The organism is Streptomyces sp. NBC_01283, from assembly GCF_041435335.1.
Classification (GTDB): domain Bacteria; phylum Actinomycetota; class Actinomycetes; order Streptomycetales; family Streptomycetaceae; genus Streptomyces.
The window spans coordinates 3,895,668-3,913,015 of the sequence record NZ_CP108430.1; the positions used below are offsets into that span (position 1 = coordinate 3,895,668).

Genomic DNA, 17,348 nt, shown 5'->3' on the forward strand with positions numbered 1-17,348 from the left:
AGAGGTGCGGGCCCACTGTTCAAACGGTTCAGGCAAACTCAGCCCGCGAGAATCGCCCGCGCGAGCTTCGCCGTCTCGGTCGGCGTCTTGCCGACCTTGACGCCGGCGGCCTCAAGGGCCTCCTTCTTGGCGGCGGCCGTGCCGGAGGACCCGGAGACGATGGCGCCGGCGTGGCCCATGGTCTTGCCCTCGGGCGCGGTGAAGCCGGCGACGTAGCCGACGACCGGCTTCGTCACGTTGGCCTTGATGTAGTCCGCCGCACGCTCCTCGGCGTCGCCGCCGATCTCACCGATCATGACGATCAGGTCGGTGTCGGGGTCGGCCTCGAACGCCTCGAGGGCGTCGATGTGCGTCGTGCCGATGACCGGGTCGCCACCGATGCCGACGGCCGACGAGAAGCCGATGTCACGGAGCTCGTACATCATCTGGTACGTCAGCGTGCCGGACTTCGAGACCAGGCCGATGCGGCCCGGCTTCGTGATGTCGCCCGGGATGATGCCGGCGTTCGACTGGCCCGGGGTGATGAGACCGGGGCAGTTCGGGCCGATGATGCGGGTCTTGTTGCCCTTCGACTTCGCGTACGCCCAGAAGGCGGCGGAGTCGTGGACGGCGATGCCCTCGGTGATGACGACCGCGAGGGGGATCTCGGCGTCGATCGCCTCGACGACGGCGGCCTTGGAGAAGGCCGGCGGCACGAAGAGGACGGACACGTTGGCGCCCGTGGCCTCCATGGCCTCCTTGACCGAGCCGAAGACCGGTACCTCGGTGCCGTCGAAGTCGACCTTGGTGCCCGCCTTGCGCGGGTTCACGCCGCCGACGATGTTCGTGCCGTCACCGAGCATGAGCTTGGTGTGCTTCATGCCCGTGGCACCGGTCATGCCCTGGACGATGACCTTGCTGTCCTTGTTGAGGAAGATAGCCATGGCTGTTCTGTCCCTCGTCCCTTACTTCGCGGCCGCGAGCTCGGCGGCCTTGTCGGCCGCGCCGTCCATGGTGTCCACGCGCTGCACGAGCGGGTGGTTGGCGTCGCTCAGGATCTTGCGACCCAGCTCCGCGTTGTTGCCGTCGAGACGCACGACCAGGGGCTTGGTGACTTCCTCGCCCTTGGACTTGAGGAGCTCGAGCGCCTGCACGATGCCGTTGGCGACCTCGTCACAGGCGGTGATGCCACCGAAGACGTTGACGAAGACGGACTTGACGTCCGGGTCGCCGAGGATGATCTCCAGGCCGTTCGCCATGACCTCGGCCGAAGCGCCGCCGCCGATGTCGAGGAAGTTGGCCGGCTTGACGTTGTTGTGCGCCTCACCGGCGTACGCGACGACGTCCAGGGTGCTCATGACGAGACCCGCGCCGTTGCCGATGATGCCGACCTCGCCGTCGAGCTTCACGTAGTTGAGGTTCTTGGCCTTGGCGGCAGCCTCGAGCGGGTTGGCTGCGTCCTTGTCCTCAAGAGCCTCGTGGTCCGCCTGGCGGAAGTCGGCGTTCTCGTCGAGCGAGACCTTGCCGTCCAGCGCCAGGATGCGGCCGTCCTTGGTCTTGACCAGCGGGTTCACCTCGACGAGGAGCGCGTCCTCGGCGACGAAGGTGTCCCACAGGGTCACCATGGCCTCGGCGACACCCTCGGCCACCTCGGCCGGGAACTTCGCCTGGGCCACGATCTCGCGGGCCTTCTCGATGTTCACGCCTTCGACGGCGTTGACCGGGACCTTCGCGAGGGCCTCGGGGGTCTTCTCCGCGACCTCCTCGATGTCCATGCCGCCCTGCACCGACGCCATGGCGAGGAAGGTGCGGTTGGTGCGGTCGAGGAGGTACGAGACGTAGTACTCCGACTCGATCTCCGGGGACAGCTCGGCGATCATCACCTTGTGGACCGTGTGGCCCTTGATGTCCATCCCGAGGATGTCCGTCGCGCGAGCGACGGCCTCGTCCGGGGTGTCGGCCAGCTTCACGCCGCCGGCCTTGCCGCGGCCACCGACCTTCACCTGTGCCTTGACAACCGACTTGCCGCCCAGCTTCTCGGTGGCCTCGCGCGCCGCCTCAGGCGTGTCGATGACTTCACCGGCCAGCACCGGTACACCGTGCTTGGCGAAGAGGTCCCTCGCCTGGTACTCGAACAGGTCCACGCGCGTCCGTCCCTTTTCCGTGATCTCGCTGCGATCTCGCTGCTTTGTGGTCAGCTGTCTGCGTGGGCGTGCCGCGGAGGGCAACGTGACTGCGCTGTCACAAGGGAGGCGTAGGACGGAGTCCGGTACGCGGCATGTCCGTCTCGCAGGTTATCGCCGTGGGCCGTAGGTCCCTAAATCGCAGATCACATTTGGGCGGTGATGACTGTCACAGATCGCGGGGCCGGGCAGGGGGAGGGCGGCCCCTGGGGTGACAGGGACCGCCCGTTTGCGCCTGTTACTGCTGGTACAGCTCGTGCCGCCGCATGAGCTGAATCTTTCCGCTGTCAGGCTTTGCGCCGTCAGGCTTTGCGCCGTCAGGCTTTGCGCCGTCAGGCTTTGCGCCGTCAGACCGCGTACGTCGCGTTGTACGCCTGCTCGTAGGTGGGGAGGTAGTCCGGGGTGACCGAACCGGCGACGCCCTGGACGCCCGTGACGGCGTTCCCTGCGAGGGACTGCGCGTCGGGGGCGACGGTGCCGGTCAGGTCCTGCGCGAAGGGGGACACCTGGCCGACGACGCCACCGGTGAACGCGGGGACATCACCCGTGACGCCGTACGCGAGCTGGTCCGCGCTGCCGCCGACGCCCCGCACGACGGGCCGCACCTGGTCGGTGACGGTCTGCACGAGCGGCGAGACCGAGCCGACGATTCCGCCCGCGAACGGCTGGACGTCGTCGCCGACGACACCCTGCGCGAACGGCGGGACCTCGCCGACGACGCCACCGGCGAACGGCTGCACGTCCCCGACCACGCCCTGCGCCAGGTAGCCGGCGTCGCCCACGGCCTGCCCGGCGACCGGCACGACGCCGTCGACGGCGGTGGCGGCGACGGGCGGCAGCACGGAGGCGGCGGTCTCTTCGGCGATGGGGGTGGCGGTCGCCTCGGCCTCGTCGACAGCCGGGGCGAAGGCGGAGAGGGGGCCGAAGAGGTAGTCGACGGAGTCCTCGGGTGCCTGGGGAGCCTTGGGAGCCTTGGGCGTGTCGAGGTGGGGGGTGTCGAGCTTCGGGGCGGCGGCCTTGGGGGCGGCGGCCTTGGGGGCGGCGGCCTTCGCGTCCGCGACGGTGGACTTCGTGTCGGAGAGGGCGGACTTCGCCTTGCCCTGGATGTCGGTGACATCGGCGGTGTCGACGGTGTCGGTGACGTCGGCCGCGTCGCCGGTGGCGTCGGCGACGGCGTCGGACGCCTGGTCCGGCAGGGAGACGGAGTGCTGCGGCAGCTCGTCCGCGCTGGCCACGGCGGACCCGAGCGCCCAGGCTCCCGTGACACCGGCGGCTATGACGATGGAACGACGGATGTTCTTGTTCATGCGTGCTTCAGATCCTTCGAACTCTGGCTGTGAATCCGACCCGGTACGAGATGCGTCCGGTCGGCGGGCAGACCTTTGCCACCCCCGCGCGGCAGGTCTTCGCGGGGAAAGGGCTGCCCTAGCCAGGGAATTCGGGAATGTCCCGGTGTCGTTCGCGGATCGGCGCGGGAACCTGACCGGCCCCGGCGCCCTGCAGAAGCCTCACCGGCGCACGGCCGTCGAGCGAGGCGGTACACGGATCGCCCTGCCGCGTCGAACTCCCGTCACCGGCCGACTGCCCGCCCAGCGTCCGCGCGGGATCACCAGGGGCTGACGGGAACGAGGACGGGAGCGGGGGCGGGGGCGGGGACGGCTCGTGCCCGGTGCGGTGCGCCTGCTGACCGCTCGGGAGGGTGGAGCCGGTACCGAGGTGGGTGCTGGTGCGAGTGCCGGTGCCGGTGCCGGAACCGGTGCCGTACGAGGACTCGGCCCGCGCCCCGTGCGCCCGTGCCGTCACCTCTCCCTGACCGGCACGAGAGGCCGGAGGCTCTGCACCGGCGCCGGCACCCGCACCATGGCCGGGGCCAGGCTGCGGAAGCTCGGGCACGTCGGCGGCGGGCAGGCTGGGCGTACCCGGCAGGTCGGACGCCTCGGGCAGTACCCGCTGCGGCGCACCCTCGACAACTCCGGTGACCCCGTCCACGACCGGCCGCACAACACCCCGCGCGGTCCGGGCCACGGGCTCGGCGACGTCGGCCACGGGCTCGACGGCGGCATCGCGCACCGCCTCGCCCCCGCCCCGCACGGCCTCGCGCGCAGGCTCGGCCACCCGCACACGCACCGGTTCCACCGACCGCGCCGCAGCCTTGGTTGCCTGGCCCGGAGCCGGCACACCGTCGGCCGCATGCGCACGCTCGCCGCAGAGGAAGCCCAGCGCGAGCAACCCGGCGAGCAGCAGCACCACTTGCAGCACACGCCGCCCGGCCACGGCGCGCGGCATGCGCACGGCGGCATCGGGCAGAACGACTGCTGCGGGAGTCAAGACGAGGGGTTCCTCTGCTGGTGCTGGGCCGGGCGGGGCCGGGTGGGGCCGGGCGAGGCCCGGAACACGGCACCGGAGCATGACGCTCCGGGAGTGAAGCGACGCTCCAGGAGTGAAGCCCGCCGATACTCGCACGCCCCGCCCGCCCTCGCGCAAGTCCCGGGTTACCGATGCGTATTCATGTGTTACCGATGCGTACTCATGTCCGGTATGGGCAGCGGGCGCTTCTCGATCGCCGCTGCCATCACCTCCGGGAAGAGGTCCGGGGTACAGGCGAAGGCCGGTGCGTCCAGAGCCGAGAGCGCCGCCGCGTGTTCGCGGTCGTACGCGGGCGTCCCCTCGTCAGAGAGCGCGAGCAGCGTCACGAACTGCACGCCGGACGCCTTCATCGCAGCGACCCGCTTCAGCATCTCGTTGCGTATGCCCCCTTCGTAGAGGTCGCTGATGAGGACGACGATGGTGTCGGCGGGCCGGGTTATCTGCGACTGGCAGTACGCGAGCGCCCGGTTGATGTCCGTCCCGCCCCCCAACTGCGTGCCGAACAGGACGTCCACCGGATCGTCGAGCTGATCGGTCAGATCGACGACGTTCGTGTCGAAGACGACGAGCCGCGTATTGAGCGACCGCATCGAACCGAGCACGGCACCGAACACCGAGGCGTAGACGACGGACGCGGCCATCGAGCCCGACTGGTCGATGCAGAGGATGACTTCCTTCTTCACGGACTGCGAGGCCCGCCCGTACCCGACGAGGCGTTCGGGCACGATCGTCCTGTACTCCGGCAGGTAGTTCTTGAGGTTGACCGCGATCGTGCGGTTCCAGTCGATGTCGTGGTGGCGCGGCCTGCTGACGCGGGCGCTGCGGTCGAGCGCGCCGGTGAGGGTGGCCCGGGTGCGCGTGGCGAGCCGCTTCTCCAGGTCCTCGACCACCTTGCGCACGACGGCCCGAGCGGTCTCCTTGGTGGTCTCCGGCATGGCCTTGTTGAGGGAGAGCAGGGTCCCGACCAGATGCACGTCGGCCTCCACGGCCTCCAGCATCTCGGGCTCCAGGAGCAGCGTCGACAGACCCAGCCGCTCGATGGCGTCGCGCTGCATGACCTGGACGACGGACGAGGGGAAGTACGTCCGGATGTCCCCGAGCCAACGCGACACGGACGGCGCGGACGCCCCCAGCCCCGCCGAACGGTCCCGCCCCCGGTCCTTCTTCCCCGCCTCCCCTCCCCCGTAGAGCGCACCGAGCGCCCCATCCATGGCCGCATCCCTCCCGCCGAGCTCGCACCCGGTCCCGTCGGCAGCACCCCCACCCAGCACAAGCCGCCACCGCCGCATCCGCTCCCCGCCATCCCCCACGCCCGAAGCCTCCCCTCGATCCAAGCCCCCCGCCCCTTGCCCTGCACCTGCACCCCGAGCCACACCCCCCGCCCGACCCGCACCTGCAACGACAGCCGCCCCTCGAACAGCCGACACCGCCCCACCCCGACCAACGACCACCGCCTCACCCCCATCCGCGACGACGACCGCCCCTCGATCAACAGCTCCCACCCCACCCTGACCAGCGGCTACCGCCCCACCCCGACCAACGACCACCGCCTCACCCGCCCGAATCCCCAAAGCCCCGCCCTCCAATACGCCCACCCCCGCGTCAGACCGCACCCCCTGAGCCACGTCCGCCCACACCTCCCGAACCACGTCCGGCCGCACCCGAGCCAAGTCCGGCCGCCCTCCCCGAGCCACGTCCGCCGCCACCTCCCCCGCCACGCCCCGACCCGCTTCCCGCGTCATCACCCCACCCCCACAAGCCCGTTACCGTCACCAACGCCAGCCCTGGCTTCGGACGCAGACCCGGTCCCGCCCCTGGCCCCCGTCTCGGAACCAGCCCCGCCCTCAGCCCGACTCCCAACCTCGGCCCCGGCCCCGGAACCAGCCCCGACCCCAACCCCCAGCAACAAACTCAGCACCGGCAGCACCGCATCCGCCCGCTCGGCGTCCAGGTCCGGCCCGAAGCCGGGTATCCCGCCGGCAACGGTCGCGCCGCCCGCGCTCGCCGCCGGGCCACGTCGCACCAGTTCCCCCAGCGTCCGCCGTACTCCCGGTTCGTACGCCGAGAAGGTGCGTCGCAGCAGTGGCAGTACGTCGGTGAAGGCACGGTCAGGGACTCCCGTCAGCCAGTCGTCGACCAGACCGAGCAGCCGCTCGTCGTGCACGAGCAGCATGCCGCCCCCGGACCCGCCGCCCACGAACCCCTCGATCCAGGCGGCGGCTTCGGCGGGTTCGGTCCCCCGGGACAGGGCGAGCCCCATGAACCGAGCGGCCTCCCCGTCGGCCAGCTCCCCGCCGTCCATCAGGATCCGCACGCACCGGCCCCGCACCACCCCGGCAACACTGTCCCGCTCGCCCAGCACCCTCAGCACGGAGTACCACCGTCCCCGCATGCCGGCCCCCGGCGGAGTCACGCGCTGCCCGGCCGTCCCCTCCCCCGCAGGCCCGCCGTCCGACTCCCCCAGCAAGCCCACCGCCTGGTGAACCGCGTCCACATGCCCCCGCATCTCGAGCGCCGCGTCCTGGTCGAGCCCCGCACACGCCGGGGGCAGCCCGACGAACACCCGCTCGGCGAGGCCCACCGCCACCTCGCCGAGGGCAGCCGTGTCCGTGCCCCGCACATCCCCGTACCGCAGCGACCGCACCAACGCGGGCAACGCCTGCGCCAGATGTCCGACATCCGCGTCCAGCGCCGCCCGGTCCGCGAGGACCTGCATCACCACGGGCAACGCGTCCGGCAACTCGGCCAGCAGACACCGCTCGGCCAGCGCGGTGACCTCGGCCAGGGCCCTGGCCCCGACGGCATCGGACTCCGTGCGGGCGGTGGCCGCCGCCACGACAGTCGTCCCCCATACCCCCGCCTCCGCCACCCGCACGGAAAGCTCCGGCTCCCACCGCAGCCGCCAGGTCTCCCGGAACGTACCCGTGCTCCCCCGTGACTCGACCGGCACGCCCCAGCCGATACCGAGCAGCCGGAGGCGATGCAGCAGCCTGCTGCGCGCCGCATCCGTCTCCTTGCGCAGGTCCAGCTCCAACTCCCGCTCCAGAGCCTCCGGTTTGAGCCGGAGCTTGCGCTGGAGGCGCGTGAGATCGCGCTGCAATGGCACCGCAGGCGCAGAGTCCGGCACCTCCCCCAGCACATCTCCGACGACGAGCTTGTCGTGGACGAGGGAGAGCGGCACGTCGGAGCCCTCGCACATCACCGCCCGGATCGCGTCCGTCGTCTCGGTGAGCCCCGCCAGCGGACGCCCCCGCATCGCGGCGAGCGTCTCCGCGAGCCGCACCGCCTCGATGACATGCGCGGACGACACGAGCCTGTCCTCGTCCCGAAGGAGCCGTGCGACCTTGGTCAGCCAGCGCTCGACGGGGCGGTCGGGCGCGCTGAACAGATGCCCGTACCAACCGGGCGACGCGATCCCCGCGCCGTATCCACTGGCCCGGGAGAGGCGGCGGTGCGTCCAGGGCACCCAGGTCATGTCGACCTTCACCTTCGGCAGCCCCTTGAGCAGCGCCCGGTCCGCCGCCAAGGTCACCTTCTGCCGCAGCGCGGGCACATGCCAGGCCCCGCACACGACCGCGACGTCGTCGACGCCGAACTCTCTCTGTGCAGAACGCAGTTGGATCCGCATGTACGCCTCGCGCACCAGGTCGCGGTCGTGCCCACCGACCCCGTGCTCCTCGCGCAGCGCCCCCATGGCCTCACCCAGCGCGTCGAACGGCGCGAACGCGTCCTCGCCCGCCCCCCGGTGCTCGACGACGTCCTCCCACCACCGCTCGGGATCGTCGTACCCGGCGGTCTCGGCGAGCACCGCGAGCGGATCGATCCGCACCGCCTCGACGTCCGCTTCCCCCGGCGATCCGGGTTCGCCCGGCTCCCCCTCCGCGGCACCCTTGTCCCCCTCTGCGGCGTCCGCTTCCCCCTCCGTTCCCTCCGCCCGCGCCAGTGAATGCGCCGCCGGAAGGTCCATGAAACGGACCGGAACCCCGGCCCCCGCAGCCCACTTGATCGCGACCCACTCCGGCGAGAACTCCGCCAGCGGCCAGAAAGCCGACCGGCCGGGCTCATCCACCACATGCGCGAGCAGCGCCACCGGGGGCCGCATCCCCTCGTCCGCCGCGAGCGCCACAAGGCCGTCGGCCTCGGGTGGCCCCTCGATCAGCACCACGCGTGGCGCGCCCTCATCGAGCGCGGCCCGCACCGCTCGCGCCGACCCGGGCCCGTGATGCCTAACCCCGAGCAGCAACGGCCCCTCGCCAGCCCGCGTCGTCGTCCCCCGCACCTCGTCGCCCATGTCCGCCCCACCCCTTCTCACGCGAACCAGCCACCGTCACGCCCACGCCCGCTGCCACGCCCGGCTCATCCGGGCCGCCCGAACCGCCCCCGTACGTCACGCACTCACCTCACGGCACGCGCGGTAGAAGTCCTTCCACCCATCACGCTCACGCACCACCGCCTCCAGGTACTCCTGCCAGATCACCCGGTCCGCCGCCGGGTCACGGACGACCGCGCCGAGGATGCCCGCCGCGACATCACCCGGCCGCAGCACGCCGTCCCCGAAGTGCGCTGCCAGAGCAAGGCCGTTGGTGACGACGGAGATCGCCTCGGCCGTCGAGAGCGTGCCGCTCGGCGACTTCACCTTCGTACGCCCGTCGGCCGTGACCCCGTCCCGCAGCTCGCGGAAGACGGTGACGACGCGGCGTATCTCGTCGATCCCCTCGGGCCCGGTCGGCAGGTCGAGCGAGCGCCCGATCTGGTCGACGCGGCGCGAGACGATGTCGACCTCGGCGTCGGCGCTCTCCGGCAGCGGCAGAACCACCGTGTTGAAGCGGCGGCGCAGCGCGCTCGACAGGTCGTTGACCCCGCGGTCGCGGTTGTTGGCGGTGGCGATGAGGTTGAAGCCGCGCACCGCCTGTACCTCCTGCCCCAACTCCGGTATGGGGAGGGTCTTTTCCGAGAGGATCGTGATCAATGTGTCCTGTACGTCGGCGGGGATGCGGGTCAGCTCCTCGACCCGCGCCGTCATGCCGTCGGACATGGCCCGCATGACAGGGCTGGGCACGAGCGCGTCGCGGCTGGGGCCGTGCGCGAGCAGCTGCGCGTAGTTCCAGCCGTACCGGATCGCCTCCTCCGGTGTGCCGGCCGTGCCCTGCACGAGCAGCGTCGAGTCCCCGCTGACGGCGGCCGCCAGATGCTCGGACACCCATGTCTTCGCGGTGCCTGGCACGCCGAGCAGGAGCAGGGCGCGGTCCGTGGCGAGGGTGGTGACGGCGACCTCGACGATGCGGCGCGGCCCCACGTACTTCGGCGAGATCACCGTTCCGTCGGGCAGCGTGCCGCCGAGCAGATACGTCGCGACCGCCCAGGGCGAGAGCCGCCAGCGGGCAGGGCGCGGCCGGTCGTCCTGCGCGACGAGCGCGGCCAGTTCGGCGGCGAAGGCGTGCTCGGCGTGCGGACGCAGCGCCTCTCCCGCGGGCGCGGATTCAAGCGTGGGCCGGTTCTCGGTCGTCGCAGACGTCCCAGTCGTACCAGTCGGCGAAGTCGTCGAAGTCGTCGAAGTTGCTGAGGCCGATGAGGTCGTTGCGGTCGTCGAGTCGACGGACACGGTCATGGAGCGATCCCCCTCCAACTCGTCCGGGCGCATCTGGCCCGGATGTGATTCCAACCGTGCACCACGCCACTGACAATCGACCCTCGCGCGCCGCTGACCTGCGCATATAGCAACGCCCAGGCCGATTGTCAGTGGCGGGATCTACCTTCGATGACATGACTCAGCAGGGGGTGCACTGGACGGCGGATCAGGTGCTGGCCCTGGCGCCTGACGCCCCGTCACGCAAGGCGGGAAGCAAACTCGGCGTCGCCGGCCCATGGTCGGAGGCAGGCAGTTCGGGCGAGGGGACGGTGTGGGGACTGTGCAAGGGGAGTGGCAGCAAGCCGTATCAGACGGTCGTCGACATCGCGGACATCACCGGCGCGGCGGGCCCGGCGTACAAGTGCAGTTGTCCGAGCCGCAAATTCCCGTGCAAGCACGCGCTCGGGCTGCTGCTGCTCTGGGCGGGCGAGGACGGGACGGTCGGCGCCACGCCGGACGGGCAGCCGCCGGAGTGGGCGGAGGAATGGCTGGCGGGGCGCCGTAAGAGGGCGGAGACGAAGCGGACTTCGGACGCCGGGCCGGCCGCGCAGGTCGCTGACCCGGAGGCGGCGCGCCGCAGGGCGGAGCGGCGGGCCGAGCGGGTCACGGCGGGGGTGACGGAGCTGGAGCAGCGCCTCTCGGATCTGTTGCGGGGCGGTACAGCCGCCGCCGAGCAGACGGGGTACGGGCTGTGGGAGGAGACGGCGGCCCGCATGGTCGACGCGCAGGCGCCGGGACTGGCCGCGCGGGTGCGGGAGTTGGGAGCCATACCCTCCTCGGGCCCCGGGTGGCCGGTGCGGATGCTGGAGGAGTGCGCGCTCCTCCACCTCCTTGACCAGGGCTGGCTGCACCGCGAGAAACTGCCCGAGGCCCTGGCGGCCACGGTCCGCTCCCGCATGGGCCTGCCCACGTCTGCGGAGGGCCCGCCGGTGCGGGACCACTGGCTGGTGCTCGCGCAGTACGACACGGCGGACAGCAAGCTCACCACCCGACGGATATGGCTGTACGGCGCGGAGTCCGGCCGTACGACCCTGCTCCTGTCGTACGGAGCCGCGGGCCGCGCACCCGCGCTCGCGCTGCCGGTGGGCCTCGCGCTCGACGCCGAGCTGACCTCGTATCCAGGTGCCGGGCAGCTGCGGGCCGACCTGGGCGAGCAGTTCGGCGCTCCCGCGCCGACACCCGCCCGGCCGCCGGGCGTGCGGACGGAACAGGCCGCGCGTCGCTACGGAGAGGTGCTGCGGGACGACCCCTGGCTGGATTCCTGGCCGGTGACGCTGCACGAAGTGATACCGGCCCCTCACCCCGGTCCCTCCTCCGACAGCTGGCAACTGGTGGACGCGGAGGGCGGGACGGCGCTGCCCATCACCCCCTCCGCTGCGTCCCGAGCGGGTCTGTGGCGGCTGGTGGCACTCTCCGGAGGCGCTCCCGTGACGGTCTTCGGCGAGTGTGGTCACAAGGGCTTCACCCCTCTGACGGCCTGGCCGCGCGGAATGGGAGAGGCGGTGGCCCTGTGCTGACCACCCTGCGTGCTCCTCGGGCACTGCGGGGCGCCCACTGAGAGCACCGAACGCTCTCCATCAGGTCCTCCAGACCTCCAGACCAATACGTCCAGAAGAAGAACCCGAAGTACCCCCGAAGGACCCGGGACACCGGCGAAACCCGCGAGACCTGAGAAACCAGAGAAGCCCAAGAAGTCAGCGAGACCCGACAGACCAGACGGATCCGTCCGGGAGAGGAGTCCACATGACCGGCACCACCGCACTCACCGAAGCGACCGTCATCCCCTGGGAAGACCTGGTCACCGCCGCGCTCCTCGGCACCGACCGCCGCACTCCCCCTGTGCGCACGCACGACAAGGACGCACCGACCGCCCTGCTGGACGCGGCCGCGGTGCAGACCGTGCGGCGCAGAGCCGGGCTGTCCCCCGCGCCCGCCGCCACACCTCCCGAGCCTGCCGCGGACGACCCCAGGCCCCTGGTGCCACCGGCGGCACGGCGCAGGCTCGCCACGCTGCTCACCGATCACCCCGGGGCAGGCAGCGGCGGACGCCGTGGCGCTGTGCCCGACCTGATGGAACTGCTGCCCCAGTGGCTGGCGCTGGCCAACGACCGCGGCTTCGCGGCACCGCCCGAGCTCCTGCCGGCCCTCCTGAACGCGGCCCGCGGGCGCACGGACATCCGCCCACAGGCCCTCACCTTCGCGGGCCCGCGGGCCCTGTGGCTCGCGCGGCTCAACCCGGACTGGAAGTTCGCACTCCGCTCCACCCCGGGCGGCGGTGTGGCCCTGCCCGCCCCGGAGGACACGGCGCAGGTCCAGCGGCTCTGGGAAGAGGGACTCTTCGCCGAGCGCGTCGCCCTGCTCGGCGCCGTGCGGACCCATGACCCGGCCGCCGCACGGGACCTGCTCACCTCCACCTGGAGCACGGAGCGGGCGGAGGACCGCCTGATGTTCCTCGACTCCCTGCGCAACCGGCTGTGCGAAGCCGACGAGCCGTTCCTGGAACAGGCCCTCACCGACCGCAGCCGCAACGTCCGCGCCACTGCGGCCGAGCTCCTCTCCGCGCTCCCCTCCTCCGCCCTCGCCGCGCGGATGGCGGACCGGGCGGCGTCCTGCGTGGCCATCGACCACGCGCAGGGCACGAAGGCCATGCCGACGCTCACGGTCGAGGCGCCGCACGAGTGCGACGCGGGCATGGAGCGCGACGGCGTCACCCCGAAGCCACCGGCCGGACGGGGCGAACGCTCCTGGTGGCTGGGTCAGTTGGTGGAGTCCGCCCCGCTCGGCACCTGGCCGGAGCGGCTCGGCGGCCGTACCCCCGCCGAGATCGTGGCGCTTCCCGTGGCCGACGACTGGCAGAGCGAACTGCACGCCGCGTGGTGCCGCGCGGCGGTGCGGCAGCGCGACGCGGTCTGGTCCCGGGCGCTGCTCGGCGCCCCCTCGTCCCCCGATGCGGCGGGGCCCGGCGCGGCGTCGCTCGCCGAGCGCGCGAAGCTCCTCGCCGCGCTGCCTGCCGGGGAGCGGGCCGACTGGGTCGCGGGATTCATCGCGACGCACGGCCTCTCGGAGGCGTTCCAGCTGCTCGGCGTGTGTGCGCTGCCCTGGTCGGAACCGCTGGGCCGGGCGGTGGTGGACGCGCTGAACATCGCGCGGGACGCCGGGAGTTACCCCTGGAGCTTCAGCGGGGTGATGGGACTGGCGGAGCGCTGCCTCGACCCGGCGGAGGCGGTCCGCCTCGACGTACTGACCGCGATACCGGACGAGCCGGAGGACGCTTCCCCCGGCGCGGGCGGCTACTGGTCGGAAGCCTTCCAGCGGCTGGTCAGTACGTTGCGTCTACGCGCGGCGATGCGAGCGGAACTGGGCGCGGAGCCTCGGGATCCAGGTGCAGAGCCTGGAAATCCCGGTGCAGAGCCTGGAACCCCGGCCATGGAGGCTCAAAACCCGGGCACGAAGCCGCAAAATCCGGGCGCGGACCCTCAAAGTCCGGGCGCCGAGCCGGGAAACCCAGGCGCGGAGCCTCGGAATTCGGGCGCGGCGCCGGAAGATCCGGAGGTGCCGTCATCTTAGGCACCGCCACCAAGCAGCCGAGGCGGCCGGAGAACCTCACCGCCGCCCCCACCGCACGACGACGCCCGTCAGGCGCCCGCCGGCTGACGGACGTTCGCCCGGACCCAGTCCACGATCGACGCCGTCGTCGCCCCGGGAGTGAAGATCTCCGCGACGCCCTTCTCCTTGAGCGGCGCGATGTCCGCCTCAGGGATGATGCCGCCGCCGAAGACCTTGATGTCCTCCGCGTCGCGCTCCTTGAGAAGTTCGATCACGCGCGCGAAGAGCGTGTTGTGGGCACCGGAGAGGATGGACAGACCGATCGCGTCGGCGTCCTCCTGGATCGCGGTGTCCACCACCTGCTCGGGCGTCTGGTGCAGGCCGGTGTAGATGACCTCCATACCCGCGTCACGCAGTGCCCTCGCGATCACCTTGGCCCCGCGATCATGACCGTCGAGACCCGGTTTGGCCACCACCACGCGGATCGGACCGGCTGCCACACCCATCACTGCCTCCATGTACCGATATCCATCTGTCCAAGCACTGGCACCCCGTGCCGCACCGGCCGGGGAAGTGAACGAACGTTATCTCCAGCATCTCGCACACGGCAGTTTCACGGTGGTGAGCGAGGGGGAAATCACACGATGGGACACGTTCGCTGCGCGCCACTCCCGTATCCAGCGGCATATGGACCGCCCCGGGAACGGCGCAAGGGGAGCCGCAACGAGGTCGCGGTGCCACCGCGCCGTCAGCCGCGCGCAGTGGTGATGCGGCACATCGGCGATCGCGCCGGTGTGCGGAGCGCCACCGGCGCTGAGCACGCATCGTCGTACGACCTCTGCCACGCCTCCCCACTACGGGCACACGGGGGACAGAGCCGTCCTCTCGCGTGCCGACCGGGAGGTCGACCATGACCATCACGAGGGGCCTGCCCTTTCGCCCGCCCTGCCTGTCGCTGCCCGCCAGACTGGCCGGGCTCTCCATGGCCCTGCTGAAGGCGACCGCACTCGAGGTGGCGATCCTCGCCGGCCACCTTCTCCTGTACCCCTCGGGCATCGCCCAGGAACGCAGGATCGCCGCCGAACTGCCACCTCCCGACGCCACCCGGCTCCCGGCGGAGGGCCGCCCTCCGGTCGTCCTCCTGCACGGCTTCATCGACAACCGCTCGGTCTTCGTCCTCCTGCGCCGCTCCCTGGCCCAGCACGGCGGCCAACACGTGGAGTCCCTCAACTACTCCCCCCTCACCTGCGACATCCGCACCGCCGCCGAGCTGCTCGGCCGCCACATAGAGGAGATCTGCGAGCGCACGGGCCACCACCAGGTGGACATCGTCGGACACAGCCTCGGCGGCCTGATAGCCCGCTATTACGCACAGCGTCTCGGCGGCGACGAGCGCGTCCGCACGCTGGTCACCCTCGGTACCCCACACGAGGGAACGCGGGTCGTGCCGCTGGCCGACGCGCACCCGATCGTGCGCCAGATGCGCCCCGGCTCGGACGTGATCGAGGAGCTGCGCGAGCCCGCGCCGGGCTGCCGGACCCGCTTCGTGAGCTTCTGGAGCGACCTGGACCAGCTGATGACCCCGCTCGAGACGGCCTGCGTCAACCACCCCGACCTGATCGCGCAGAACGTACGCGTCTCCGGCGTCGGTCATCTCGCCCTGCCCGTGCACCCCGCGGTCGCCGCCGGAATCCGCCAGGCCCTCGATCTGCCCGCTCCCGGAACCGCCGCGACGGGTGCCCGGAAGGGACTGACCGTGGCCTGAGGAGCAACTCGGACACGCCTCAACGAGGGAAAATTGTCGAACGGATCTCGAACGCAGGGCCAAAGCTGTGCCCGCAGTCCGCCGAAAGGCGGCCGAATGCCCGTTTCCTGAGAGCGTGAAACCTGACGAAGATTGTCGCGCCCGCATACCGCCGGGTACAGTCACCGCACTGCTCTGCCCCTGCTGCCGAGGCGAAAGAGAAGTTGGTGAACGACCGTCACCCGTCGGGGAGCTCGACACCCCCGGCCTCGGCACCCGCCGACCATGCGCCCTACGCGGCGTACGACCCGCAGAGCACCGAGCACGGCGCCTACACCGGTTACGACGGCTACTCCACCGGAAGCTTCGACACCACAGGCAGCTATGCGACGGCCGGTCACGACACCGGAAGCTTCGCGTCCGATCCACTCTTCGGCGACATGCCCGGCGGTTCGTACGACACCGGCCAGTGGTCCACCACGGGGACGCAGCAGACGCTGAACCACGACCCGTACGCCGCTCAGCACCAGGCCGCGTACGACACCAGTGGTTACGAGACCGGCAGTTATGACACCGGCGCCATGTGGTCGACCGGCGGCTATCAGCACCTCTCCGCCGACATCCCCGCACAGCCGGGCCCCGACGCGACCGCGCAGTGGGACGCGAGCGCCTGGAACCAGCCACAGCAGACGGGCCAGTGGGAGACCCAGGCCTTCGACACAGGCGCGTATGACGCGACCGCGTGGAACTCCGGCGGCCAGGACATGACGCAGGCCATGCCGTACGGGGCCACCGGGACGCACGAGGCGTACGGCACTCCCGAGACGCTTGAGGCGCACGAGAACCACGGCGCGCACGAGGACCTCGGCGCGTACGAGGCCCAGGACACGCCCGGAGCGCCGGACACGTACGAGGCGCCCGAACCGTACGAGCATTCGCCTTACGACACCGGGTCCTACGCTTCCGACGCGTACGCCCCCGGTTCTCAGTCGCCCGAGGCATACGCCCAACCGGCTCCCGCAGAGCACGAGTTCACGCCCGACGAGGCTCCCGCCGATTCGCTCGGCCCGGTCGAGCCCAGCCCCAGGGGCACCGCGGGTGACGACGAACCGCCGGTCATGGACCGTTCGCACGGCTCCCGCTCGCGGGCCCGCCGCCGCTCCCCCGCCAAGCGTTCCGCACTCTTCACGGTCGCCGTGCCCTCCGCCTGCGTGATGGGCGTCGCCGGTATCGCCGCCGCCTCCGTGGGCGACTTCGGCAGCGACGACGCCAAGGAGACGCAGGCGGCAACAGCCCCCGACCCCGCGTCGGTGCAGCCCTCCGCCGCGAACAACAAGCTCGACACGCAGCTGGCGAACCTCTCCGCGGACGCCGGTGACTTCGCCGACCGCGCGAGCCGCACCCAGGAGCGCATCGACCTCAAGGCGGAGAAGGTCGCCGCCCAGAAGAAGGCCGCCGAGGAAGCCGCGCGCAAGGAGCGCCTGCGCCCCAAGTTCGCGCTGCCGGTGAAGCAGCGCGGCCTGAGCGCGTACTACGGACAGGCCGGCGTCAACTGGATGTCCGCGCACTCCGGAATCGACTTCCCGGTGTCGTACGGCACCGAGGTGCTCGCCGCCACCGACGGCACGGTCTCCACGAAGTGGAACAGCGCCTACGGCAACATGGCGATCGTGACCGCCAAGGACGGCACGGAGACGTGGTACTGCCACCTATCCACGCACAAGGTGTCCAGCGGACCCGTCAAGGCGGGCGACCCCATCGCCTTCTCCGGTAACTCCGGCAACTCCACGGGACCGCACCTGCACTTCGAGGTGCGCCCCGGCGGCGGCTCGGCTATCGACCCGCTGCCGTGGCTGCGCAGCCACAACCTCGACCCGACGTAACTCCGGCCGCCGCCCCG

Annotated in this window: 11 protein-coding genes and 1 pseudogene; 4 read left to right on the top strand and 8 right to left on the bottom strand. The window is 71.5% G+C overall.

The features are described from left to right. Positions 1-38: 38 nt before the first annotated feature. From sucD to OG302_RS17645, 7 genes are all read right to left on the bottom strand, one after another. Positions 39-923: a succinate--CoA ligase subunit alpha gene (gene sucD, locus OG302_RS17615; protein ID WP_160506736.1), complete on the bottom strand. Its 885-nt coding sequence runs from the start codon at positions 921-923 to the stop codon at positions 39-41. 21 nt (positions 924-944) lie between these two features. Then, a complete protein-coding gene (sucC, locus tag OG302_RS17620; protein WP_371527683.1) occupies positions 945-2,123 on the bottom strand; it encodes an ADP-forming succinate--CoA ligase subunit beta in 1,179 nt (392 codons plus the stop codon). A gap of 386 nt (positions 2,124-2,509) precedes the next feature. After that, positions 2,510-3,469, bottom strand: coding sequence for a hypothetical protein (locus OG302_RS17625; RefSeq protein WP_371527684.1), 960 nt, complete (start codon positions 3,467-3,469; stop codon positions 2,510-2,512). 118 nt (positions 3,470-3,587) lie between these two features. After that, positions 3,588-4,490, bottom strand: a complete 903-nt coding sequence (locus tag OG302_RS17630; RefSeq protein WP_371527685.1) for a hypothetical protein — start codon at positions 4,488-4,490, stop codon at positions 3,588-3,590. 185 nt (positions 4,491-4,675) lie between these two features. After that, on the bottom strand, positions 4,676-5,818 hold the full coding sequence (locus OG302_RS17635; RefSeq protein WP_371750151.1) for a VWA domain-containing protein: 1,143 nt from the start codon (positions 5,816-5,818) through the stop codon (positions 4,676-4,678). 452 nt (positions 5,819-6,270) lie between these two features. Beyond that, positions 6,271-8,820 (bottom strand): DUF5682 family protein, encoded by a 2,550-nt coding sequence (locus OG302_RS17640; RefSeq protein WP_371527686.1) that lies wholly within the window; start codon positions 8,818-8,820, stop codon positions 6,271-6,273. A gap of 96 nt (positions 8,821-8,916) precedes the next feature. Then, positions 8,917-10,137 (bottom strand): AAA family ATPase, encoded by a 1,221-nt coding sequence (locus tag OG302_RS17645; protein WP_371527687.1) that lies wholly within the window; start codon positions 10,135-10,137, stop codon positions 8,917-8,919. 155 nt (positions 10,138-10,292) lie between these two features. On the opposite strand from OG302_RS17645, the gene OG302_RS17650 reads away from it, so the two are divergent. Together OG302_RS17650 and OG302_RS17655 are read left to right on the top strand one after the other, a co-directional pair. Then, positions 10,293-11,675, top strand: a complete 1,383-nt coding sequence (locus OG302_RS17650) for an SWIM zinc finger family protein (protein ID WP_371527688.1) — start codon at positions 10,293-10,295, stop codon at positions 11,673-11,675. Positions 11,676-11,901: 226 nt separating this feature from the next. After that, a pseudogene (locus OG302_RS17655) lies at positions 11,902-13,522 on the top strand (DUF5691 domain-containing protein); the annotation flags it as partial. Between the two features lie 271 nt (positions 13,523-13,793). On the opposite strand, the gene OG302_RS17660 reads toward OG302_RS17655, so the two are convergent. After that, complete coding sequence (locus tag OG302_RS17660) at positions 13,794-14,210, bottom strand: cobalamin B12-binding domain-containing protein (RefSeq protein WP_160506729.1); 417 nt, start codon at positions 14,208-14,210, stop codon at positions 13,794-13,796. 404 nt (positions 14,211-14,614) lie between these two features. On the opposite strand from OG302_RS17660, the gene OG302_RS17665 reads away from it, so the two are divergent. Then, positions 14,615-15,469 (top strand): lipase family alpha/beta hydrolase, encoded by an 855-nt coding sequence (locus tag OG302_RS17665; RefSeq protein WP_371527689.1) that lies wholly within the window; start codon positions 14,615-14,617, stop codon positions 15,467-15,469. A gap of 206 nt (positions 15,470-15,675) precedes the next feature. Next, positions 15,676-17,331 (top strand): M23 family metallopeptidase, encoded by a 1,656-nt coding sequence (locus tag OG302_RS17670; RefSeq protein ID WP_371527690.1) that lies wholly within the window; start codon positions 15,676-15,678, stop codon positions 17,329-17,331. The last annotated feature ends 17 nt before the right edge of the window (positions 17,332-17,348 follow it).

Coding starts and splice junctions, on each gene's coding strand:
- sucD (WP_160506736.1), bottom strand. CDS start 923: ATGGCTATCTTCCTCAACAAGGACAGCAAGGTCATCGTCCAGGGCATG.
- OG302_RS17625 (WP_371527684.1), bottom strand. CDS start 3,469: ATGAACAAGAACATCCGTCGTTCCATCGTCATAGCCGCCGGTGTCACG.
- OG302_RS17635 (WP_371750151.1), bottom strand. CDS start 5,818: ATGCGGCGGTGGCGGCTTGTGCTGGGTGGGGGTGCTGCCGACGGGACC.
- OG302_RS17640 (WP_371527686.1), bottom strand. CDS start 8,820: ATGGGCGACGAGGTGCGGGGGACGACGACGCGGGCTGGCGAGGGGCCG.
- OG302_RS17645 (WP_371527687.1), bottom strand. CDS start 10,137: ATGACCGTGTCCGTCGACTCGACGACCGCAACGACCTCATCGGCCTCA.
- OG302_RS17650 (WP_371527688.1), top strand. CDS start 10,293: ATGACTCAGCAGGGGGTGCACTGGACGGCGGATCAGGTGCTGGCCCTG.
- OG302_RS17660 (WP_160506729.1), bottom strand. CDS start 14,210: ATGGGTGTGGCAGCCGGTCCGATCCGCGTGGTGGTGGCCAAACCGGGT.
- OG302_RS17665 (WP_371527689.1), top strand. CDS start 14,615: ATGACCATCACGAGGGGCCTGCCCTTTCGCCCGCCCTGCCTGTCGCTG.